Below are 22,176 nucleotides of genomic sequence, written 5' to 3'. Positions count from 1 at the left end.
CCACACAATTCAGAAACAATTCTGAATTGAACTAGAGTTGTGTGCGGACCTGGTACTCAAGGTAAAATCTCTTTGCGTATACTTCCACAATAAATTGCGATACTAAGCACAGTATCATTTATTTTACATGTGGGAGGAGAAGTATATGGGAAAGGAATTTGGCCAGAGTTGGAAAAAACAACACCCAGGTACATTCTTTGGGAATTCAGTAGAGAAAGCAGATCGTGCAGTGAAACAAGCAATGTCTCATCCAGAAGAGATAGCCATCGAGCATGCATTTAATGCAATTGAGCGCGCAGAAAATGCGTTTATGAATGTGGAGCAATATGACAATGAGTTAGATACAATTCAGCAACATAAGGGTCAGTTGGATTCGATCAAGCAGCAATTGAATGAAGCTCGAATGAAAAAAGGCGAGTAATGAATGGTAGCACTAAGTCATCGTAAAATAAGGTAATTTCACAATGCAAAAAAACAGCGCACCCTCATCTACAAAAGAGGGTGCGCTGTTTCCATGAAGACACGGTACCAGGTCCCAACACAAATTGGAAACAATTCTGAATTGATCTGGAGTTGTGTGTGGATCTGATATCCTAATTATTATTCATATGAACCTCGCGATATTCATACATATATAAGGTGCGCAAAAAATGAATTTACGGAGGACAACTATTGTTGAAAAAATGGATTGTGGTGTGTGTGATTTTTCTCATTGCTGTAACGGGAACGATGCAGGATGTACAAGCTGCAAGTTTTAAAGACATGCATAAGAAAACGTCGTCACTGTATGTAGAAGTAAATTACTTGGCGGACCGCGGAATAATAAGCGGTTATCCGGACGGGAAATTTAAGCCGAATGAGCCGATCGCAAAGAAGCATATTGCCGCAATGCTTGTTCAGGCACTGGATCTGCCGACGACGAATTTGAAAGATCCTAACTATAAGGACGTACCCAAATCTCATCCTTATTATAATGAGATAGCGGCGGCGTATACTGCGGGTCTGTTTTCAAATGCGGTCAATTTCAAACCGGAATCCAGTATTTCTCGCGCATTTATGGCGAGGCTGATGAGTAAAGCATTTAATTTGAAGGTGCATAAAAAGGGAGAAGAAAGTCCGCGGTACAGTGACGTTCCAGCGCATTCGGAGTTTCACATTGATATTTTGAGAGTGTCGTCCAACAATATTGCTACTGGATATCCAGACGGTACATTCAAACCGAATCAGCTCATTACACGTGCGCATTTTTCAGCATTTCTAGCCCGCGCACTTACAACGAGAGCAATGAATATTATGCCGGATCCGAATTATACGTATTACTATACAGACGGCTCCAGTAACTATCGTTATGAGTATGACAGAAAAGAAGAAAACGGCTTAGCTTATTGGCGTATACACAATGAAACGAAACATGAAAAGATTCCTCGTCTAGGCTATGTTCAAAACTCTTGGTCCTACGCAGAAGCTTACGATGACTGGTTCCATTATGATCAATATATTCCTTTCCCTTTTGTTGTAACTCAAACCCACAGTGAAAACGATATCGGACCGGTCAGCTTCGGTAATATTTGGATTACAGAAACGAATGCTGTGAAGACTGTTCGTACTATAGAGTACCGTGACGTGTTGGTAATTGAGAACTATACGCCGTGGGATAATAAAACAATTTTCGATTACTACGCAAAAGATATTGGATTGATTCAACGAGTAGACAGTTCGGGGAAAGAGCTGTATGGATTAGTGAAACGTGTGAAAAAAACTAAGTAAATATACGAGGTCCAGGAACAATCCTTGGTTGTCTCGAGACTTTTTGAATTTACAGTAGGTATCAGGTCCAGATACAACTATGTAAGTGGAACTGGATTCTTGTTCATTAGAAGAAAATCAACTAGACCCTATCGGCATATCATACAATAAACAACGATTACATTTGAATAGGAGAGATTGAGGTTAACGGGAAACATACATTGTTGGATATGAAAATGGGAGATGTCAACGGGGATGGTATGTTGGACACCGTGTATTTGTATGGTCAATTCGATGGGCCACCAGGTGTCTATGCTGATAATATTACACTCGTAATACATGAAGGACGATCAACCAAAAGTACAACCGTTCATCTGAAAAATGATGCGGGATATAATCCGCGCTTATTTCTTGGCGATTTTAACAAAGATGGTGTCCCTGATATTATGGTAAGTATGGATACGGGCGGTAGTGGGGGATATCGTATTTTTTATATCTATTCCTTTAAGAGTGACAGGTTACAGGAATTGTTCAACAGTGATCACTATGACGAAAAGTATGAATTCGAAGCACATTATGAGGATTATTATAAAGTGCGTGTGGAAAGTTCACAGCTTAACGTTTCATTCATCATAGACATAGGCGACAGAGGCTTTGATTATTTATCTCAGTTTTATGACGGTAATGGGATATTAAAAAATCCAGTTCAAGGCGGAGTTCTTGGAATAGGAGGCTTATTTCCAATAAATACAACTAACACAAACAATTATTTTGATATATTAGCCTTGCAACGTATTATTGGACCTACTAATTCAGATACATTAGGATATGTTGAAAATCTATTGACGTGGCAAGACGTCGAATTTATTTCAAATCGATTGACTGTGTCTGTATTTGGTGTGAATATGAAGTGACAGAATTTGAAACAAGTACCAGGTCCCCACACAATTCAGAAACTATTCTGAATTGAACCGGATTTGTGTGTGTACCTGGCACAATCTGCGGCACCATCTACGAAAAAAACAGCGCACCCTCATCTACAAAAGAGGGTGCGCTGTTTCCATTCACTTTTCTTCAATTAACCCACTATCTACCAAGTATTCCTTGGCGACGAGTTCAACCATAATTCCATCATTATCGACTTTTCCGTTCATGACTTGCATCGTTTCTTCATCGATTTGACCTTCAAGCAGGCCGAGTATTTCTTCGAGTTCTGGGTACTCTTTAAGTGTTTCATCCCGTACTAACGGCAGTGCGTGATAGGGAGGGAAGTACGATTTATCATCTTCTAACACGCGTAGATTCGCAATTGCGAGCTGTCCATCAGTCGTGTAGGAGTTGATGACATCTACTTCATTTGCACCAATGGCACGATACATCATCCCGTGATCCATTCCTTTGACGTCTTTAAACTCGATGTCATATTCTTTCTCGAAACCAGGTAATCCGTCTGGTCGGTCGATAAATTCGAACACGGCGCCGAGAATGAAGTCGTTCGACACTTTAGCAAAATCACTAAACGTCACAAGGCCAAGCTCTTCCGCTTTCTCTTCATCAAGTGCCAGTGTATACGTATTATTGAATCCGAACGTACCGAGTGCGGTGATGTTGTCACCGGCGACGAGTCGTTTGGTCGCAGCTAATGTTTCTTCAGCTGTCCCAGGCTCTTCTTGGTAATACGTTACGACAATGGTTCCTGTGTAGTCAGGGATGACATCGATATGGTCGTTGGTCATCGCGTTCCAGACGACGGATGAGCCGCCTAGGTTTTCTTTGTAAATAATATCTACACCTAAGCGATCTTCAATTAATTGTCCCATGATATTAGACAAAATTATACTCTCCGTATTGTTTCGAGAACCGAGTCTGAGTGAATCCTTTTCATTGAATATACAGCCTGACAATAAGCTAGCCAGTAAGGTCGTGACGAGCAATAGTGTAAGTTTGTTTTTCAAATTATCTCAATCCTTTCGGCGTCGTCCAACGTTCAACGGCGCTAAAGAACGTTTCAAGGGCAATCGCAAGGATCGCCGCTGGAATGGCTCCAAGTAAGATCAATCCGTCAATTCCACGTGTAATGCCGAGGAAAATGAAGTCACCGAGTCCACCTGCTCCGATGAATGCTGCGAGTGTCGCGTTCCCGACGTTAATGACCGCAGCTGTTCGAATGCCAGCCATAATAATAGGGATAGCAAGAGGCAATTCTACTTTAAATAAAATTTGCATATTCGTCATGCCCATACCTTTTGCCGCTTCGATTGTGGCGGGATCAACGTCTTTAATTCCCGTGTAGGTGTTTCGCATAATAGGCAGTAAAGAGTAGAGAAATAACGCAGCAATGGCTGTTTTCACGCCAATTCCGAAAATGGGAATCATAAAACCAAGTACCGCTAAACTAGGGATCGTTTGCATAATGCCTGCCGCACCAAGGACTCCCGTTTTCAGTTTAGGTACGCGTGTAATGACAATCCCAAGCGTTACCGCAATGACTACGGCGAAGATCATCGAGAAGAATACGAGTTGAATATGGATGGATGTCGCTTCGAGCACTTCCGGCCATCGCAATTTGGTTTGTTCCACGAGTTGTTGCCATATATTTAAATCATTCATCTAGATCGGCCCCCTTATCTGTCCATTGACTAGACATCGCAGAGAGTAAGGAGCCGCGGTTGACGAGTCCTACCAATATATGATGTTCATCGACAATTGGAATCATGCCGAACGGTGAAGTGTCCATCATAATAATGGCATCTTTCGCCGTCGCCGTATCCAGTAAAAAAGGTACAGCGGGTTTCATCACGTCATCAATGGTTTTGATGCCATCTAAATTTTTAATTAAATCGTAAGCGGATACAATACCAAGTAGTTTCCTTTGGTCATCTACGACGAGAAGATCCGTTATTTTTCGTTGACGTATAAGCGAAATGGCTCGTTCTGGAGAAGTAGTAGAACGGGTAGTGACAACCTTCTCTGCCATGATTTCTGTAACCGGCATCAGTTCAGGGTTTTGGATAATTCGATGCTTACCCATAAACTCTTCCACAAAGCCGTGAGCGGGTTCGTGTAGTAATTTCTCTGGAGTGTCTAACTGAAGTAAATTGCCGTCTTTCATAATGGCAATACGGTCGCCCATCTTTAACGCTTCGTCCATGTCGTGTGTGACAAAGACAATGGTCTTCTTTAACTGTTTGTGTAGCTTAAGTAATTCTTCTTGCAGTTGTTCACGTGTAATAGGGTCAAGCGCACTGAACGGTTCATCCATTAAAATGACATCTGGATTCGCTGCAAGCGCTCTCGCAATGCCGACACGTTGTTGCTGTCCACCTGATAATTCTTTCGGATACCGGGAAGCATAAATTTTCGGATCGAGTCCGACCATTTCTAGTAGATCAAGTACACGCGTTCTCGTTTTGTTTTCGCTCCAATTTTTCAATTGGGGTACAATAGAAATGTTTTTTTCGATCGTGTAATGAGGAAAGAGCCCGACTTGTTGAATGACATAACCGATATTTCTGCGGAGTTCAGCGGCGTTGTAAGATTTGATATCTTTGCCGTTGATAGAAATTTTGCCACTTGTGTGTGGAATAATCCGGTTAATCATTTTCATGGTAGTAGACTTACCTGAACCACTTGGCCCTATGAGAACTAGTAATTCACCTTCCGCGATCTCGAAGTTGACAGATTTCACAGCTTGAAATCCATCATCGTACACTTTTGACACATCTTCAAACTTCAGCATAAGTACCTCCTGTATGTAATTAAGAGTAAATCCTGATTTCTTACGTTTTTGAAATCAGGATTTAAAAAATAGACGTGGTTACTTAATAAATTAAGAAAGTAACCTTTGTAAATACCTTAACATATTAGTAAAGCTTGTACAACATACGATTGGGTACCAGGTCCCCACACAAATCAGAAACAATTCTGAATTCAACTGAATTTGTGTGTGGACCTGGTACTTTTCGCGAAAAATATTGAAAATAATGTTTGACTATTTACACAACAATGCTATTATAAAACTAGTTAAGGTATATTAAAGGACAGTGTCCTTTAAGTTAGGAGGAATGAGATATGGAAACGACGGTACTCTCGCAAGTGATTCGCATGCTGTTTTTTACATTTGCTTTAATTGGTATGTTTTTACTCATCGGTACAATTGTCCGAGCAAAAGTTAAAACGATGCAAAAACTGTTTCTGCCAGCTTCAGTCATTGGGGGTTTTGTAGGACTATTATTGGGACCTATTATTTTAAAGCAATATGCGGTGTTGCCAATTCCGCAAGATTGGTTAACGATTGCCTCGATATTACCAGGTATATTAATTGTGCCAGTAGTGGCATCTGTTCCACTTGGGATGAAAATTGGCGGCAAAGATGAAAGCGGTAACAAAAAGAAAGGCTTAATGAAGCCAGTCGGAATTATGTTGTTATTGATGATTATTATTGGGAGTGTCCAAAACTTTTTCGGTTTGGCCATAGCAGGGGTTTTTAAATTATTCCCTTCTTATTCTGATTTGTATCCGACTTTCGGTACAGAACTTTCTGCTGGGTTTTCTGGTGGTCATGGAACTGCTGGTGTGGTCGGAAGTATGCTTCAGTCAATGAACCAACCATATTGGGAAGTTGCGCAAGGGGTCACGACAACAACTGCAACTGTCGGATTAATTAGTGGTATTTTAGTGGGAATATTGCTCATTAATATCGCTGCACGGAAAGGTTTTACGAAATATTTGAATGGAAGTGCAAGCTTGCCGGAAGATATGCGGACTGGTGTTCAGAAGAATCCTGATAAGCAACTGACTGCAGGGAGAGAGTCAACGAACTCTGCTTCCATCGATTCACTTGCCCTTCACTTATCACTAATTCTTGGCGTTAGTGGGCTGTCCTTCTTACTGACGTATTTCTTAAAGAAACATAATGTCCTCATTTTGAATTCTATACCTGAGTGGGCCTATGCAATCATACTAATGTACATTGTTTGGGGCACTATGCAGAAGCTCAAACTTGCTTGGGTTGTAGACAACCAGACGAAGTCTAAAATCGCATCCACTTTTGCAGATTTTGCGATCGTTGCAGCCATCATGAGTTTACCAATACAAGCGGTCTTCACTTATATCGTTCCACTGTCCGTTATGATGATTGGCGTTCTACTATTAACGATTGGCGCTAGTTATTATTTATCAAAGTTCTTTTTCAAAGATCATTGGTTTGAAAGAGCTATGGTTCTATTAGGAACGAATACTGGGGTTTTCTTAACAGGATTATTATTACTGAAAATGGTGGATTCTGAAATGAAGTCACCTGTACTTGCAGACTACTCCATTGCCTATTCATTTAATAGTGTCATTGGGTTTGTATTATTCCCATTATCCTTCGGTTTATTGGTTAATCAGGGGTTAAGCGCAGGGATGGTGTTGTATGTCACGGTGGCAATCATAGCTATTGTTCTATTATTTATCACAACAACGAGTGATCGAAGAGAGAGAAAGGGTGTTTAATTTGAAAGAGTGGATTGAGCAATATATAGAAGGTAAGAAAAATGATTTGACAGCAATCAGTGACTTTATATGGGATCATCCGGAAATTCGGTTTGAAGAAGTGGAGTCTAGCCATAAAATCATGGATGTCTTGCGAAAAGAAGGCTTTGAAGTTCAAAAGAATTTGGCAGGTATACCTACTGCTTTTGTTGGAGAATTTGGAACAGGAGGACCTGTTATTGCATTTCTAGGTGAGTATGATGCTCTTGCAGATTTGAGTCAAGAAAGTGGAATTGCTGAACAACGGCCGATTGTTAAGGGGGATTATGGACATGGTTGTGGTCATAACTTACTGGGAGTGGGGACTTTAGGTGCTGCATTGGCTGTTAAATCTTATTTGGAACAAAACCAACTAAGCGGCAGAGTGCGGTATTATGGCTGTCCTGCAGAAGAAGGTGGTTCAGGTAAGACATTTATGGCGCGTGATGGAGTGTTTGATGATGTAGATCTTGCGTTGACTTGGCACCCTGCACCAATGAACAGCGTATGGAGTTTTAGTACACTGGCTAATATTCAAGCATACTTTAAATTCAAAGGGAAAAGCGCACATGCGGCAGCTGCACCTCATTTAGGTCGAAGTGCACTGGATGCTGTTGAGCTGATGAATGTAGGCGTGAACTATTTGCGTGAACATATGATTGATGGTGCGCGTATTCATTATGCGATTACAGATAGTGGTGGGCATTCTCCAAACGTAGTTCAGTCCAATGCGGAAGTATTGCAATTGATCCGCGCTCCACGCATTGAACAGGTACAATCACTATATGAGCGTATGACAAAAATTGCTGAGGGCGCTGCATTAATGACTGGAACAGAGGTCGAGGTCGTTTTTGATAAAGCATGTTCGAACTTCATTCCCAATCATACGATCAATACAATTTTAGGTGAATCGATGATGGACATGGGCCCTATACCATTTACTAGCGAAGAACAAGCACAAGCGCGTGAATTTCAAGCAACTTTCACGAAGGAGGATATGGGAAGCGGGGACATGGGAATGGATGGTATGAAAATTTCTGGGGATGAACCACTTGTTGAAAAGCCTTTGCCCTATATGAAAATGGATAAAGTTATGCCGGGTTCAACGGACGTGGGAGATGTGAGTTGGATTGCGCCAACAGGACAAATTGTCATGACTACAGCCGCATTCGGAACACCCTTACACACCTGGCAATTAGTGGCGCAAGGGAAGACGAGTTATGCACACAAAGGAATGCTGCAAGTTTCGAAAGTGTTAGCTTTAAGCGCATTAAAGATGCTTGAAAACGAAGAATTGATCGCACAGGCAAAGAATGAATTACATGTAGCGGTTGGGGAGAACGGCTATGTAAGTCCTATTCCGGAGTGGGTAAAACCGAACCAGAAAAATATCTGAATGATTCATTCCATCTATTGTATTAGTCAAAAAAGTCCTTTAAGCTGAGTGTAGTGTACTTACATGATAACTTTAACAAAAAGAATAGAGGAGTCTATGTGAATATAGGTATATTTTTACCGCATTTCAGCTTAAATCGGATTCAGTATATTTTAAGGGAATACAATGAAGTGAACTTTCACTACTATCCCTATCAGACAATCGAAGACTTAAAAGCCGTCTACCAAGCGAACAAAGATCATTTGGATGCCTACTTCTTTAGTGGTCAACTCGCTTACATGACGGCTTTGTCTGAAAATGAAACTTATACAAAGCCAGCGTATTACTTGAAAATGTCGGAAGCCGATTTTTATAAAAAGTTGTTTCACATTCTATTGGAACATCCTAATCTTGATTTATCTCGAGTGTTTATCGACTTTTATCAAGAAAGTGAGATTATTCAACGTTTCGTCGAAGAGTTGCCCGTTGATAAACGGCCTATCATCACAAAAGACTTAACGGAATATTCGATGGATGATATTTATATTGAAAGCATAAAATACCATGAGGAATTGCATGCGACCGGAAGAATTGACTGGTCGTTTACACGGTTTGTGAACACTTTGGAGGATTTCCAGAAGAAAGGTATCGATTATTTCTATTTTGAAATCTCGGATGAAACGATTATACAAACGGCAAATGAGATGATCAATGCTGTACGGATCGATCATCTAAAAAGCAATCAAATTGTCTATGGCTATTTGACTTTTGAATTCGATAATGCAAGTTTGCTGGAAAGTAAGTTTCTCGCTATACATTCAAAGTTGCTAGAGTACAATTATCATATGAAAAATCAACTCATTATTGATGCGAGTAAGAATTACTTTGAAATTACAACTAACCGTTCAGTGCTCGAAAACATGACAAATAACTTTATTTCTTGTGATATACTCCCCTATTTACCTAAAGAAGATTCAATGGTCTTTCATCTCGGTTGGGGGACGGGGAGGAGTTTCACTGAAGCGCAAATTAATGCCAAACGAGCAAGCCGAATTTCTGAAAGTAATCAATTAAGCAGTACGTATATTTTATTAGAAGACGAACAATTAATAGGCCCGCTTACTGGAACTCAGCATAATGAGACGCCTGCACGTCAATTACTAAAAATGGTTTCCATTGATACATTGAAAGAACGGCTGAACATGTCGAATGACCGTATACACAAGGTGCTGCTGGCTTTTGACCAAGTCAATATAAAAGAATTGACGAGCAGTGACTTCGCGAGTCTGTTGCAAATAAGTGATCGTTCAGCAAACCGCATTCTCAAAGAAGCAGAAGAAAATGGACTGGTTACAGTCAAAGATGATCGGGAATCAGGTCTGCAAGGAAGACCTCGAAAGTTATATATATTGAACGAAGGGTTGTTTACTTGAAGAATTAGACCGCGATTTGTATAAGTGTATACGTAGAGTTGCGAGTAAAAGTTGATACCTGTTTGAGAAACAAACTTTTATGTTTAAACAAACATGAAAGTTTCTCAAACAGGTATTTTTCATTCGAAGAGACTTTCCTACTCATTAATCATCGGACATAAATAAGGTACCAACAATCGATTGGGGTCCAGGTCCCCGCACAAATCAGACACAATTCTAAATTCATCTGAAGTTGTGTGCGGACCTGGAACCTTTCACAACCAAAAAAGAGTCTGTCTACTTATGTAGACAGACTCCTTTTTAATCACAAAAATTCGATTAACGTTGTAGCAATCTTGAAATAAATTAGTAACCCGATAATATCATTTAACGTAGTAATGAACGGGCCGGATGCGATCGCTGGATCAAATTTCAATTTATTGATGATCAATGGAACGATTGCACCAATGACAGCGGAAATTCCTAGCGTTAGTAAAATGGAACAGCCTACAATCAAACCAAGCGCCAAATTACTATAGAAAATATACACAAGCCCTGTAATGACGACCATACAAATCAGTCCAATTAAGAAGCCGGTCTTCAATTCCCGTTTCACCATTTTAAATGCACTATTCTTTTCAATTGTACCTAACGCCAGACCGCGAACAGAGATCGCTAGCGATTGCGTTCCAACATTACCCGCAGAGTCCATAATCATTGGAATGAATACAGCTAGTAGCACGACGGACTCCAATGTCTCTTCAAATCGTCCAATTACGCCACCTGTGATCAACCCAAAAAACATCAGGCTAATGATCCATGGAGAACGCTTTTTAGCAGCTGCAAATGAAGTTAAGTTTATATCTGTCGCACCTTTAGTAGCCGATAGTTCACCAAAGTCTTCTGTCGTTTCTGCTTCTAAAATGTCCATAATATCATCGACAGTAATTATGCCTAACAGGTGATTTTCTGTAGTGACGACAGGAACCGCTAGAAAGTCATACTTTTTAATGAGCTTTCCCACATCCTCTTGGTCCATATGATCTGGCACCGATACGACGCGTGTATTCATAATATCTATGATCATTTCGTCAGGATTTGCGACGAGCAAGTTTCGTAACGATACAACTCCGATTAGCTTGCCCTGTTCGTCGACCACATATAAATAGTAGATAATTTCGGCATCCGAGGCAATGATCCGTAACGTATTCAGAACATCTGTCACGTTGTCAGTAGACGCAATGCTCACAAATTCCTTTGTCATTACCGATCCAGCAGTTTCTGGTAGATACGATAAAAGGCTTTTAATCTTTTCGGCTTTGCCGGGTTCCATATTATCGATTATGGAATTTGGCAACTCATTATTGAGCTTCGTTAAGAATGTAACGATGTCATCCGTAAACATGTTGTTAAACATTTCGGAAGCATATTTGTCATTCAGCTCTTGAAAAACTTCTTTTTGATTATGGAATTTTAAAAGCCCGAAGATATCCGCCATTTCACGAGGGGATACATACGAATAGACCCGATGACGTTCCTCTTCTTGCAACGTCATGAAAATATCCGATTGGTCGGATGGATGCAGCTCTAAAAACGTTTCTCGAAACTCTACCATTTTTTCCTCTCTCAACTCGTCTAACGCCAAACTCATGTATTGTTCGCGTGTCTTTCTGCTTAACTTGGTCATATACAACGCTCCTTCAATTAATTCTCTCGTAGGGTAAGGCTACAACAGCAAACAAAGGAATTTTGATAACATACGTTTGTTTTAAATGAATCATAAAAAAACACCTTCAAGAAGAGAAGGTGTTTTGTCATAAGCAATACGAAAAAAGTTCTCTGAAAAGAACTGTAAAAGGCCAAACAAATATCCTCCAGTCGTGGAGCTTTAGCACTGTATGGCATAGGATTGAATCCAGCTACATTAAAAATTACCTTAACTCGATAATTCCTGTTGACCCATTGGCGTCTTTGGACGTTTCTGGGCAGCAGCGTTTCTCCATACAGGAGCCTTACCTAACGAGGGTATCTATGCAATTCATTACAGATACTATCGGAAGGTGTTTGAATTGTCAAATGAAGGCAAACAGGTACGGACACCACTCAAACAGGTACCAGGTCCCGACACAACTTGGAAACAATTCTGAATTGTTTCGAAGTTATGTGGGGACCTGGCACTATTATGAACTTATATGATTTTCACAGCAAGCAACATTGTTTTCAATTTGACTCAACACATGATCAAATGTGTCTAATAACTCTTTAATTTGTTGATTTCGCAATCCATAGTAGACATATTTACCTTCTTGCCTTCCTACAATAATCCCACAACCTCTAAGACAAGCTAAGTGCTGTGAGATATTTGACTGATTACCTTCTATACTTTCAACAATTTGTGTGACAGTCTTTTCCTCATATTTGATGCACTCTAATATTTGAACCCTTGTTTTGTCTCCAAATGCACGTAAAAACTTCACTTTAAGTTCTAAATTTTCTTGTATCATATATATATCACTCCTTATATTAGACATGACTAATACGTTTTGTTATTATCACATTAGCAATGACTAATATGTATGTCAAATAAAAGTGAATACTGTATGGGGGCCACTGTTGGTGTTCAACGCAACATCAGGTTAGTACATATTGAAAAGGTTATTTTTGAACGAAATTACATGATCTATATCGCTATCATTTGTTTTTGAAGAGTCGGAACCTATGAGCATTCTCAAGAGTCAATAGTTAAAGAAGCAGACAGTATATAGTACGCACCTTATGGTTACAGGGATTTAAAAGGAGGCATGATTTTTATATGAATGAAAGGAAGTGAGAGGGGAAGTTATGAAGAAAAATATTGTCATGATGTCCATTTTGTTATTCATCATCTCAGCAAATACCGTATCCGCACATACTGGCCTAACTAGTGCTACCCCAGCTGATGGTGAAGTAATTTTTGAAGAAGTTCATGAAATTGTATTGGATTTTAATACGAAAATTGAAGCCACAAGTACGGTGAAAGTCTTTAACGAGGCGAATGAGGAAATAATCGTCAGTACTATTAACGTGAATGATCATGTCATGACAGCTGGTTTTTTGTCTCCGTTAGATCAAGGTACATATACTGTGGACTGGAAGATTATTGGTGCGGATGGTCATCCGATACAGGGAACTTATTCATTTGTAGTCAATCAAGATGAATTAAAGGATCCTATAGTATCAGAAGAAGTCCAAGAAACACCTGCCAAGCCCATTGAAGAACGAGTAGAAGAAAATGTGGAGCAGCCAGTTGAAGTTCAATCAAAAATAGCATCACATGATGTCTTAGTTATCATCCTTGTCGTTTTATTTACGATTGCTGGCGGAGTTTTCGGCTGGATCATAGGAAGAAGGCAAACATAAATGATTTGGATTTATATTTCAGAAAGTTTATTGTATTTATGTTTCTCACTATTGATGGGCGCATTTATCATTCAATTCATTCCAGAACGACTGAAACCTGAAATCCGTATTTCGAAGAGGCTACTTCAATTGGCAGTGCTAGGCATTGTGTTCTTTTCGGCTGCACCGCTGATTAGAGTCATCTTATTTCTTTATGAAGACATCGGTCTACTGTTGACGATGCAAAATGTGCTTACGGGGTTTGAAGTAGGCAAGGCATGGACAGTCACCCTCATACTTGCACTATTCTTTTATTTGTTTGTATCCTTGTTTTCAGTCTTGAATAGCAAAGTGCTTTCTGGTATTTCATTAGCTTTCACCTTCGTCCTACTCCTGGCATTGGGATGGGCAAGTCATGGCGCATCGCTTACCGAATGGAGTGGCTTCGTTATTCACTCTTTACACTTTCTAGCAGTGACAGTATGGATTGGTATCCTCCTGATCGTTGGTTGGTGTTCAAAAAACCAAGAGAATTGGCTTTCCTATTTACGATGGTTTACTCCTTTGGCCATCACATGTTTTCTTACGATTGTAGGAACAGGATTATTTCTCATGACATTGGTGATTGATGTAAATGAGTATGGCGATGCATGGATGTTACCCTATGGACAAGCCTTATTGGTGAAGCATTTGACTATCATCCCGGTTCTGTTTTTCGCTTTTATAAATGGGTTTTGGATTAAACGTAAATTGAAAAGGCAAGAGCCAATTAATCCTATACCGTGGTTGAAGTTCGAAAGCGTACTTCTATTTTTTACGTTCGTTTCGACAGGGGTCTTGGGACAACAGGAACCACCGCATAGTATCGAGATTACTCTCGCAGGCAGCGGTCCTTCGGCGTACTTCGAGTACTTTTATTTAGGGGTTATAGAACCTTCCATGAGTTTGCAATTTGGTTTTAACACATTAAACATTCTATTTTTTATTGTAGCCATGATCTTCATGGGGCTAATCGTATATAGCTTCAAGAAAAAAACGCCTGCAATTGTTCCGTTTTTCATGGGGATATTCAGTGTTCTATCGCTCTATTTTGGATTCATGTCTAGCATGCAATAATAACGATGAGAGAAGAGGTATTTGATGAAACAGAATAAGAATTCCAATATGAAATTTGTGGTTATTTTAACACTATTGGCAGTCGCAATATTGGCGGCAGTTGTTGTATTTAGCAATAAAGAAGAAACCTTACCAACGGATACAAAGAAAATCGATATCACTGGGCAACCTTCACTTGGGGATCAAGATGCTCCTGTAACGATAGTTGAATTTGGTGATTTCAAATGTCCTGCATGTAAAGCATGGGGGGAAATGATTTATCCAAAGCTAGTTACGGATTATATCGAAACAGGTACAGTGCAATTTTCATTCGTGAATGTATTGTTCCACGGTGATGAATCGACTTTAGGGTCGATCGCCGCTGAGTCCGTTTTGGAGCGTAGTCCTAGTATATACTGGGATTTCCATCACGCATTGTATGATGCACAGCCAGCTGAAAATCATGATGCGGAGTGGATAACTCCTGAAAGAATTCTTGAAATTGCGAGTGATTTCCCTGAGATTGATCAGACACTTTTAAAAGAAGACATGGAACAACAAGCGACTATGGAGAAATTAAAACTCGACGAAGATTTAGTAAGGGAAGTCGGCGTTGCCATGACTCCAACTATTGTCGTAAACGGAAAAATGATGGAAGACCCATTTGATTACGAAGCGATTAAGTCCGCAATTGAGCAAGCGAAGAAGGATAAAGACTGATGAAGTATAAAGAAAACCAATCTAAATCACAGGAATTCCTATTATATGTGGCTTGGGTTGTTTCGCTAGTTGCCATGTTTGGGAGCCTGTATTTCAGTGAGATTAAAGGCTATATTCCATGTGAGTTATGTTGGTATCAGCGCATACTTATGTACCCACTTACATTACTATTGGGGATTGCTACTTTTCAGAATGACAATACTGTTAAAAAGTTTGTGCTTCCGCTAGCTCTTATTGGAGGAAGCATCTCCTTCATGCACTACTTAGAACAGAAGATACCGGGGTTTGGAGGTATCAAGCCGTGCGTAAGCGGAGTACCTTGTAATGCCGCGTACATCAATTGGTTTGGGTTTGTTACGATTCCATTTTTGGCATTAATGGCCTTTGTAATAATTGCTGTCTGTATGTTTCTTCTTAAACCCAAAAAGGTAAATGAATAAAGAATGCTGTTTTAAGAAGTCAAAGTGGTCGAATGTCGATCTTTGGCTTCTTTTTTTGAATAAGGTACCAGGTCCCGACACAATTCGGGAACAATTCTGAATCGTGTTGAAGTTGTGTGGGGACCTGGCACCGTTAAGCAATTGTTCCCGTTCTCTCCGCCCGTAGAGTACGATAAGTCTGCAAGCTCATCAACGTAACTTCTACGGCAATTAATAGTACAATCACAACCGGCAAGAAGAGTTGTAGTGGCTGTGCCAACGCGTCGATCCATGGATGATGGCCGGTAGGAATTCGTTCCGTGAAGAAAAGGAACATGCCGAATGTAAACACTCGAGCCCATTGCGTCGGGGAATAGTCAAAGAGGCCATGACGCCAGCCGAGTTTCCGAATTCGTTGAAAAGCCCATATGATCTCAATCGTTTCGATGACAAGGAAAAATACGAATGAAAGAGTCCAAACGATATACATGAGGGAGAAAGCTGTAGGGTGTGCGAATGTAAGTGCCACGCCTGTAATGGACAAAGCACCATGTAAAATACAATTCGTATTGACCCAATTGACCGTTAAATCTTTATCTGAAGCCGTTACATAACGGAACACAATCAGCAAAAAGTTCAGTATATAAAACAATGAACCAATAACAAGTAGAGTATTAGCGCGGCCTGTCCATTCAGCGCCATCCAACACATGATAGCCCGAAATAACAATAGATTGAGTGGATACGCATGTCAGTAACAATCCGCCATGTATTTGATGTATATACTTTTTCAGATTTGTGAAAATGAACATATAATTTCTAATAACGAGTCCAATATAAATAAACCAAAACGTGAGATTTATGTAGAATAGAATGTTCATTGAACCGGCCATGTCGTTGTCCGACAGCAAAATAAGAATAATTGAAACAGATGCAATCCAAGTGCCAATCGAAAAACTCGATATGGGATCTTTCACATGAAGCAAATAAAAGTCCCTATGAAACAAATCGAATAGGTAATGAATTAAGATCCAAAATGCGCCTGCAATGACTACGTAAAATACGATGGTGGTTGCAGATGGAAAATATATGAAAACGACGCTTTTTAATGCAATGCCCATCGACATAAGGGGGGCGCCGGCAACTGTGGAAATCACTGGCTTATGTCCGAGATGTTTACCGGTGAATGCCAGAATGAGAGTAGCGATAAATAAGAATATAAACATAGTTGCATCCCTTTGCTTTGGATTTCTTTTTTTGCGTAAATCATATCATAAACGGTGCCAGGTCCCAACACAAATCAGAAACAATTGTGAATTGAATTAGAGTTGTGTGCGGACCTGGCACCGTTTATGAAGTATATTGAATTCATCCAATACACTTCATCTTTGATTTCACTAGTAAATAAGTATAAAATGTACTTCTGTACTTCTATAAATTACGGAAGAGGTATGAATGAATATAAAGAATAAAAGTTTTAGTGGAGGGTCTGTATGAATTATAGAATCGGTAACAAGCAAGTATTCGAGCAAGCACAGTTGCGATCGGTTTCAGATGTACCGTTTACTGAAGAAGAACTTCAAAATGGTATGATGTTAGCGATAGCTAAGAAAGACTCTACGTTGGCACTGTATTTAGTAGAGGTAGATGGTCAGAAGAAATTTGAGGTTCGTTGGGATGATTCGCACGAGCTATTCAACGGCTGGAATTCTGCATGGGAGAATTTCACATGGTGCCTAGATATCGTAGGTAACTGATTTTCAGATACTTGTGTGCAAAACTACATATCCATATGTTCTAAAGGAAAAACTCCGCTGGTTTGTGTGAACTGGCGGAGTTTTTTTGTTTTTTTCGGTACCAGGTCCCCACACAAATTGGAAACTATTCTGAATTGAACCGGAATTGTGTGGGGACCTGGTACCGTTTGCTGACCGTTCGCTATGCTGTATTCCATTCGTTCCCGTTCACCAGTGAGCCATTTGCCAGTGCCCAAAAAAGCCTCCCCAACATAAGCTACAACAAAAGAATATATTTGTACGACTTACAAAGGGAGAGGAGTGACTAGTGCATGGCAACAAAACCGCAGCAATTAAAAAGAGGCGACACGGTGGGGATCGTGACGCTTGGAAGTCCGCTCGCAGCTAATCGCATTACGGAAGGGATTCGGATGTTGCAAACGATGGGGTATAAAGTCGTGGTAGGTGAACATGTGTATTCGGCAAATGGATTTCTTGCGGCTACGCCTCAACAAAGGGCTTCGGATTTAATGAAGATGTTTAAGAATCCGGAAGTGAAATGGATTTTACCTACTCGCGGAGGCGTCGGAGTGGCAGGTATTTTACCTTTCCTTGATTTTAATGTGATTAAACAAAACCCCAAAATTGTTTCGGGATATAGCGATATTACGATTTTTTTGAATGTGTTGTTTGAATATGCCGACCTCATCGGTTTTCAAAGTTTGCTGTTGCTAGACTTTAAGGCGGGGACCCCTGCATATAATTTCAATCAATTCTTTGCGGCGACATCGAATGTCACGGCACCTTGGCAAATTATGAATCCGCCTGAAGTTCCACTGGTTGGATTAGTTCCGGGAAATGTCACGGGACCGATTGTAGGTGGGAATCTCACGTCATTCGTAGGCACATTAGGTACGTCCTATGAAATCAATACAGAAGGTAGAATTCTTCTATTGGAAGAAACTCATGAACCGATTAATACGGTGTATCGTTACGTAAACCACTTAGCGATGGCAGGGAAATTTGATGATTGTGTGGGCATCATTATGGGACAATGTACGAACTGTGATTCTGCCTATGGGAAAAGTTATGTGGATTTGATCAATGAATTTATAGTTCCACTAGGCAAACCTTTATTGACCAACCTAGCGAGCGCACATAGCTTCTACAAAGCCACTGTACCTATAGGGGCCAGTGTTCGTATGGATACGGTGAATCGAACGTTAACGGTGACGGAGCCGGTTGTAAAGTAGGTGACAGGTCCGCATGAAATTCATTATATTTTGCTAATATACGCGAGTTTTAGGGTATACTTATAAAGTAAGAAGGTCTACTTCAGTAAATTAAGGTATCATCCTTGTGTTGAATAGATGGTCTACTAAGAAGATGAGAAGAGTAGGTGAAAACAATGGGGAAGTATCAACTAGATAGTAAAGGCAAGGCGTCTGTGGCAAAGTATCACGAAAAAAACAAGCCAGCTCAATTTGATAAAAAGCAGCAAATTGATAAAATACGTACAGCGTATTTGGAAAAGAAGAAAAAACAGGCGGATGAATAAGTTAGAGCAGATGCCAGTACAACGCAGAAACGGTTCTGCATTGTACTGGCATCTGGTACTTGACTTGCCTATTTATCCATGGAAAACTCTCAGCATTTATTATGGGGAGTTTTTTTGTATTTCATCCTTCTACTCTTTAATAAAATCTTTTTATGAATAATTCAATTTTATATCGTTAACCACTAATTGTTGATATGATTAAGGTATATTCTGCATGAAAAGGCAGTAGACTGCGGAAAATACTTAACAAGGTGTGAATTATATTGAATCTCTTAAATGTTAGAAAAGGCCAATTCGTTTATTATCAAAATAAGCTGCATAAAGTCTATTCTGTAAAAGCTTTTTTCAAGCAGTCCGTTCACTTGATCCGACTAGAAGACTTTGAACAACAGTTGGCTACGGCTAAAGAAATTAATTTGTATAAACCTAAACATTTGGACAGTTTTGTCGTGAATCATAAACGATATACATTGCACAAAGATGAGAAGGCTAAAGTAGGCGATTATATTTTAATCATTAATCCTCAACCAGATTCTTTAGATCATCACCATCTACATGCGATTGAAATGGTATCTTCGATTGAACGTCATGGTGTCATCAGTAATAAATCCAATGGTATTAAACATAACGAGTATTGGGTGATGATGCCTGGGCTTGAAGACGGTGCGAATATTATTGATATGGAGATTCCAGATGCGGATTATATTACGGAGCAAGTAAATGAAAAGACGAAGATCAATGTGCCTAAAGCGCATAAAATTAAAATAGGCGACGTGTACCAATGCAACACAAAAGATCCGATTCTTCAGGCGATGGTTGTCGCTATCCAAGGAGAGACGGTTTATTTAGGTAGCAATCTCGAAGTGGATATTAATGAGTTGAACGATCCTGAGTCTTGGAGTTTAGTTCAAAGCAAGCTACATTCGTGAGATCGGTACCAGGTCCCCGTACAATGTAGAAACAATTTAAGAATGTATGGGGAGTCGGTAGGCGATAGTTGTAGTTTACTGCTTAAAAATCAATATGTACTTCCTTTAAGACCATAAAAAAGAGTGGATCGGACTTTACCTGATTCACTCTTTTTGTATACCTTATTATTGCATGTTATCCGTCATCCTCTGCAAGGTCTAGGCGTAGAATTACCACTGCGTTTACTTGATCTTCTGTGGTAGACACTGTTTTTATTGGATTTCAAGAGAAAGAATATAAAGTGATCACCCATCGGTATAACTACTGGTGGGTTTTACTGTTCGCATTTGATAGAGTGTTAGTAGGATAGTTAGGGAGCGTGTAAGATGGAACGAATAAAAGAAGCAGCCGGATTTACGGTAATCACGTTATTATTTAGTCTTCTTACTTGGATCATGATAGATTCCTATATGGATGAATATGATTTACGCTCTATTCAGTCAGAAGAAGTAACGATCATAGAGAAGGTAGGAGCTAAAGGTTTATTTACGCCTCCCGTTTATTATGTTCGTATTAGATTACCAAATGGAGAAGAGCCGGGTCGTCTTAACCGCCTTTCAAAGAATCAGATGGAGAATAGTAAAATAGGCGACTCCCTTAGCGGTTACATGACGGGTACCGCAACTTTTTCGACAGCTCGTGATATTGCGATTGATAGCTTGTACTACTTGTTGGCTATTATCATTTTTGGCATTTTGACTTTCTTTTGTCTAGTTGCCCTAATATTTTCTATTCCCGCAGTGGATCGTTTCGAAAGGAAGATGCATTCCAAACGGCGTGTTAAAAGTAAGAAAAAATGGAGTGTAAGGAAAAGAGCCTGGCGAAATGCAGGAATCATTGTTCTGTTCTTTCTTTTCATTTCGGGCCGTTTTGTATGGAACTTGATTCGTAAATTGCAGTTTGTTGGAAAGACGGAGACTGAGGCCACCATTTTGGATCAGTTTTCGCATACTACGTACCGTAGATATGAAGACTCGCAGTATGAACTGACAATCTCTTTTAAGGATCGGGCGGGACACACTTTCGAAGTATTGAAGGATGTAACGAGACACACCTATCAGCAATATGGCATCGGAGACAAATTACCAATCTCATATCGGAATGCTAATACATACGACGTGTTTGTGCCTGATCATTCTATATGGGATGTTGCTCAGGCATTTACGTATTGGGAGTTGTATATGTATATCATCTTGTTGGCGGTGAGTGTGTTTGTTGTCTGGGCTTATCTTACTGATTCAGAGTAGGATCGGTACCAGGTCCCCACACAATTTAGAAACAATTCAAAGGCAATAAAAAGAGTGGACCAGGCTATACACCTGATCCACTCTTTTTTAAAATCCACCTACATCATTGTTGCATTTTACCCGCTGTATACCCGCCATCCACCGCAAGTGTGACGCCGCTAATTGATTTCGCGAGGTTTGAGCATAGGAAAACCACAGCGTTTGCTTGTTCTTCTGCGGTAGACATTCTGCCAGCTGGAAGTGAAGCGAGTACGCCTTGGTATTGTTCGGGCGAAGTTTTAGACCAACTTTCAATTGCCGGTGTAATCGTTGCGCCAGGAGCAATAGAATTGATCGTAATGCCTTGTTGGCCATATTCTAAAGCCACTGATTTCGTAAGACCTGCAATAGCGTGTTTAGATGCAGTATAAGGCGCCATGTTCGGTGAGCCTTCAATACCCGCACCGGATGCTGTGTTGACAATCGCGCCGCCACCCGTTTTAAGCATAGCGTTTACTTCGTGCTTGATGCAGTAAAACGTGCCATAGAGATTGACTTTTAGCGTAATATCCCAGTCCTTCGAATCCATTTCCCCAATAGGCTTTAACCCTTTGTTAATGCCTGCGTTATTATGCGCAAAGTCTAGCTTGCCGAAAGTTTCAACTGTTTGATTGACCAGTCCGATTACTTGTTCCTCATCACTTACGTCGCATTTGAAAAAGGCCGCTTCTCCTCCAAGATCTTGAATCAGTTGTACGGTTTCCTGTCCAGCCTCTTCACTAACGTCAGAGATCATCACTTTCGCGCCCGCTTTTGCTAAAGCAATGGCGGTAGCTCTACCGATACCTGAACCCGATCCTGTTACTAGTCCTGCTTTACCTTCCATAACTCCTGCCATGAAAAACACTCCTTTTTGTTAATGTTCTTATTGGGTTCCATACACATTTACGACTATTTGTTCAATGAACGAGGTTGCGTTCTGCGTTTTCTATTGAACAACATACGCCCAATTGATTGGGAAATCAACTA

General features: G+C 40.2%; 22 protein-coding genes and 1 riboswitch. Of the genes, 15 read left to right on the top strand and 7 right to left on the bottom strand.

Going from position 1 to position 22,176, the window contains the following annotated elements:
* Positions 1 to 145 precede the first annotated feature (145 nt).
* The 3 genes from CSV72_RS12560 (at position 146) to CSV72_RS12550 (ending at position 2,660) form a co-directional block, all read left to right on the top strand.
* Complete coding sequence (locus tag CSV72_RS12560; RefSeq protein ID WP_099678629.1) at positions 146 to 421, top strand: DUF2564 family protein; 276 nt, start codon at positions 146 to 148, stop codon at positions 419 to 421.
* A 251-nt stretch (positions 422 to 672) separates the two neighbouring features.
* On the top strand, positions 673 to 1,767 hold the full coding sequence (locus CSV72_RS12555; RefSeq protein WP_099678628.1) for an S-layer homology domain-containing protein: 1,095 nt from the start codon (positions 673 to 675) through the stop codon (positions 1,765 to 1,767).
* A 209-nt stretch (positions 1,768 to 1,976) separates the two neighbouring features.
* Positions 1,977 to 2,660: an FG-GAP-like repeat-containing protein gene (locus CSV72_RS12550; protein WP_143561176.1), complete on the top strand. Its 684-nt coding sequence runs from the start codon at positions 1,977 to 1,979 to the stop codon at positions 2,658 to 2,660.
* A gap of 150 nt (positions 2,661 to 2,810) precedes the next feature.
* Here CSV72_RS12550 and CSV72_RS12545 read toward each other — a convergent pair whose 3' ends face one another.
* From CSV72_RS12545 to CSV72_RS12535, 3 genes are read right to left on the bottom strand one after another with little or no spacing between them, the layout of a single operon-like run.
* A complete protein-coding gene (locus CSV72_RS12545) occupies positions 2,811 to 3,701 on the bottom strand; it encodes a glycine betaine ABC transporter substrate-binding protein (protein WP_099635310.1) in 891 nt (296 codons plus the stop codon).
* A gap of 1 nt (position 3,702) precedes the next feature.
* Complete coding sequence (locus tag CSV72_RS12540; protein ID WP_099678626.1) at positions 3,703 to 4,356, bottom strand: ABC transporter permease; 654 nt, start codon at positions 4,354 to 4,356, stop codon at positions 3,703 to 3,705.
* Positions 4,349 to 5,485: a betaine/proline/choline family ABC transporter ATP-binding protein gene (locus CSV72_RS12535; RefSeq protein WP_099678625.1), complete on the bottom strand. Its 1,137-nt coding sequence runs from the start codon at positions 5,483 to 5,485 to the stop codon at positions 4,349 to 4,351. The genes CSV72_RS12540 and CSV72_RS12535 overlap by 8 nt, the downstream gene beginning before the upstream one ends.
* Positions 5,486 to 5,817: 332 nt before the next feature.
* On the opposite strand from CSV72_RS12535, the gene CSV72_RS12530 reads away from it, so the two are divergent.
* The 3 genes from CSV72_RS12530 to CSV72_RS12520 all read left to right on the top strand — a co-directional run bounded on the left by CSV72_RS12530 (position 5,818) and on the right by CSV72_RS12520 (position 10,068).
* Positions 5,818 to 7,242 carry a sodium/glutamate symporter gene (locus CSV72_RS12530; RefSeq protein ID WP_099678624.1) on the top strand — a complete coding sequence of 475 codons (1,425 nt, stop codon included), beginning with the start codon at positions 5,818 to 5,820 and terminating at the stop codon, positions 7,240 to 7,242.
* 1 nt (position 7,243) lies between these two features.
* The gene (locus CSV72_RS12525) at positions 7,244 to 8,656 is read left to right on the top strand and encodes a M20 family metallopeptidase (RefSeq protein WP_099678641.1); all 1,413 of its coding nucleotides are present in this window, start codon (positions 7,244 to 7,246) and stop codon (positions 8,654 to 8,656) included.
* Between the two features lie 98 nt (positions 8,657 to 8,754).
* A complete protein-coding gene (locus CSV72_RS12520; protein WP_099678623.1) occupies positions 8,755 to 10,068 on the top strand; it encodes a hypothetical protein in 1,314 nt (437 codons plus the stop codon).
* Between the two features lie 304 nt (positions 10,069 to 10,372).
* Here CSV72_RS12520 and mgtE read toward each other — a convergent pair whose 3' ends face one another.
* Together mgtE and CSV72_RS12505 are read right to left on the bottom strand one after the other, a co-directional pair.
* On the bottom strand, positions 10,373 to 11,734 hold the full coding sequence (mgtE, locus tag CSV72_RS12515; protein WP_099678622.1) for a magnesium transporter: 1,362 nt from the start codon (positions 11,732 to 11,734) through the stop codon (positions 10,373 to 10,375).
* A gap of 178 nt (positions 11,735 to 11,912) precedes the next feature.
* A riboswitch (M-box (ykoK) riboswitch) is annotated at positions 11,913 to 12,078 on the bottom strand.
* Positions 12,079 to 12,227: 149 nt separating this feature from the next.
* Positions 12,228 to 12,551: an ArsR/SmtB family transcription factor gene (locus CSV72_RS12505; protein WP_099678620.1), complete on the bottom strand. Its 324-nt coding sequence runs from the start codon at positions 12,549 to 12,551 to the stop codon at positions 12,228 to 12,230.
* 337 nt (positions 12,552 to 12,888) lie between these two features.
* Here CSV72_RS12505 and CSV72_RS12500 point away from each other — a divergent pair, with 337 nt between their 5' ends.
* Genes CSV72_RS12500 through CSV72_RS12485 form a run of 4 tightly spaced genes read left to right on the top strand, consistent with a single transcriptional unit; the run spans position 12,889 to position 15,680 of the window.
* The gene (locus tag CSV72_RS12500) at positions 12,889 to 13,446 is read left to right on the top strand and encodes a copper resistance CopC family protein (protein WP_099678619.1); all 558 of its coding nucleotides are present in this window, start codon (positions 12,889 to 12,891) and stop codon (positions 13,444 to 13,446) included.
* Positions 13,447 to 14,541, top strand: a complete 1,095-nt coding sequence (locus CSV72_RS12495; RefSeq protein ID WP_099678618.1) for a copper resistance D family protein — start codon at positions 13,447 to 13,449, stop codon at positions 14,539 to 14,541.
* A gap of 24 nt (positions 14,542 to 14,565) precedes the next feature.
* Positions 14,566 to 15,240, top strand: coding sequence for a DsbA family protein (locus CSV72_RS12490; RefSeq protein WP_099678617.1), 675 nt, complete (start codon positions 14,566 to 14,568; stop codon positions 15,238 to 15,240).
* Positions 15,240 to 15,680 (top strand): disulfide oxidoreductase, encoded by a 441-nt coding sequence (locus CSV72_RS12485; protein ID WP_099635213.1) that lies wholly within the window; start codon positions 15,240 to 15,242, stop codon positions 15,678 to 15,680. The genes CSV72_RS12490 and CSV72_RS12485 overlap by 1 nt, the downstream gene beginning before the upstream one ends.
* 133 nt (positions 15,681 to 15,813) lie before the next feature.
* Here CSV72_RS12485 and CSV72_RS12480 read toward each other — a convergent pair whose 3' ends face one another.
* Positions 15,814 to 16,884, bottom strand: a complete 1,071-nt coding sequence (locus CSV72_RS12480) for an SLAC1 family transporter (RefSeq protein WP_099635214.1) — start codon at positions 16,882 to 16,884, stop codon at positions 15,814 to 15,816.
* A gap of 267 nt (positions 16,885 to 17,151) precedes the next feature.
* Between CSV72_RS12480 and CSV72_RS12475 the strand changes: the two genes are divergently transcribed.
* The 5 genes from CSV72_RS12475 (at position 17,152) to CSV72_RS12450 (ending at position 21,168) form a co-directional block, all read left to right on the top strand.
* Positions 17,152 to 17,415 (top strand): hypothetical protein, encoded by a 264-nt coding sequence (locus CSV72_RS12475; protein WP_099635215.1) that lies wholly within the window; start codon positions 17,152 to 17,154, stop codon positions 17,413 to 17,415.
* A gap of 311 nt (positions 17,416 to 17,726) precedes the next feature.
* Entirely contained in the window at positions 17,727 to 18,647 is a 921-nt protein-coding gene (locus CSV72_RS12465; RefSeq protein WP_099678615.1) for a S66 peptidase family protein, read from the top strand.
* A gap of 155 nt (positions 18,648 to 18,802) precedes the next feature.
* A complete protein-coding gene (locus tag CSV72_RS16910; RefSeq protein ID WP_099635217.1) occupies positions 18,803 to 18,952 on the top strand; it encodes a hypothetical protein in 150 nt (49 codons plus the stop codon).
* 263 nt (positions 18,953 to 19,215) lie between these two features.
* A complete protein-coding gene (locus CSV72_RS12455; RefSeq protein ID WP_099635218.1) occupies positions 19,216 to 19,881 on the top strand; it encodes a hypothetical protein in 666 nt (221 codons plus the stop codon).
* 366 nt (positions 19,882 to 20,247) lie between these two features.
* Entirely contained in the window at positions 20,248 to 21,168 is a 921-nt protein-coding gene (locus CSV72_RS12450; protein WP_099678614.1) for a hypothetical protein, read from the top strand.
* A 103-nt stretch (positions 21,169 to 21,271) separates the two neighbouring features.
* Here the strand turns inward: CSV72_RS12450 and CSV72_RS12445 are convergent, their stop codons facing one another.
* Positions 21,272 to 22,045, bottom strand: coding sequence for an SDR family NAD(P)-dependent oxidoreductase (locus tag CSV72_RS12445; RefSeq protein WP_099678613.1), 774 nt, complete (start codon positions 22,043 to 22,045; stop codon positions 21,272 to 21,274).
* Positions 22,046 to 22,176 lie beyond the last annotated feature (131 nt).

Origin of the sequence: Sporosarcina sp. P20a (assembly GCF_002743175.1) — a bacterium.
Lineage (GTDB): Bacteria > Bacillota > Bacilli > Bacillales_A > Planococcaceae > Sporosarcina.
Note: the sequence above shows the minus strand (reverse complement) of the source record. Positions and strands in the feature narration are given on the sequence as shown.

What these genes read in the sequence shown, in the direction of transcription:
- CSV72_RS12560 (WP_099678629.1), top strand. Translation starts at nt 146, where the DNA reads ATGGGAAAGGAATTTGGCCAGAGTTGGAAAAAACAACACCCAGGTACA.
- CSV72_RS12550 (WP_143561176.1), top strand. Translation starts at nt 1,977, where the DNA reads ATGAAAATGGGAGATGTCAACGGGGATGGTATGTTGGACACCGTGTAT.
- CSV72_RS12540 (WP_099678626.1), bottom strand. Translation starts at nt 4,356, where the DNA reads ATGAATGATTTAAATATATGGCAACAACTCGTGGAACAAACCAAATTG.
- CSV72_RS12535 (WP_099678625.1), bottom strand. Translation starts at nt 5,485, where the DNA reads ATGCTGAAGTTTGAAGATGTGTCAAAAGTGTACGATGATGGATTTCAA.
- CSV72_RS12530 (WP_099678624.1), top strand. Translation starts at nt 5,818, where the DNA reads ATGGAAACGACGGTACTCTCGCAAGTGATTCGCATGCTGTTTTTTACA.
- mgtE (WP_099678622.1), bottom strand. Translation starts at nt 11,734, where the DNA reads ATGACCAAGTTAAGCAGAAAGACACGCGAACAATACATGAGTTTGGCG.
- CSV72_RS12505 (WP_099678620.1), bottom strand. Translation starts at nt 12,551, where the DNA reads ATGATACAAGAAAATTTAGAACTTAAAGTGAAGTTTTTACGTGCATTT.
- CSV72_RS12500 (WP_099678619.1), top strand. Translation starts at nt 12,889, where the DNA reads ATGAAGAAAAATATTGTCATGATGTCCATTTTGTTATTCATCATCTCA.
- CSV72_RS12495 (WP_099678618.1), top strand. Translation starts at nt 13,447, where the DNA reads ATGATTTGGATTTATATTTCAGAAAGTTTATTGTATTTATGTTTCTCA.
- CSV72_RS12490 (WP_099678617.1), top strand. Translation starts at nt 14,566, where the DNA reads ATGAAACAGAATAAGAATTCCAATATGAAATTTGTGGTTATTTTAACA.
- CSV72_RS12485 (WP_099635213.1), top strand. Translation starts at nt 15,240, where the DNA reads ATGAAGTATAAAGAAAACCAATCTAAATCACAGGAATTCCTATTATAT.
- CSV72_RS12480 (WP_099635214.1), bottom strand. Translation starts at nt 16,884, where the DNA reads ATGTTTATATTCTTATTTATCGCTACTCTCATTCTGGCATTCACCGGT.
- CSV72_RS12475 (WP_099635215.1), top strand. Translation starts at nt 17,152, where the DNA reads ATGAATTATAGAATCGGTAACAAGCAAGTATTCGAGCAAGCACAGTTG.
- CSV72_RS12465 (WP_099678615.1), top strand. Translation starts at nt 17,727, where the DNA reads ATGGCAACAAAACCGCAGCAATTAAAAAGAGGCGACACGGTGGGGATC.
- CSV72_RS16910 (WP_099635217.1), top strand. Translation starts at nt 18,803, where the DNA reads ATGGGGAAGTATCAACTAGATAGTAAAGGCAAGGCGTCTGTGGCAAAG.
- CSV72_RS12450 (WP_099678614.1), top strand. Translation starts at nt 20,248, where the DNA reads ATGGAACGAATAAAAGAAGCAGCCGGATTTACGGTAATCACGTTATTA.
- CSV72_RS12445 (WP_099678613.1), bottom strand. Translation starts at nt 22,045, where the DNA reads ATGGCAGGAGTTATGGAAGGTAAAGCAGGACTAGTAACAGGATCGGGT.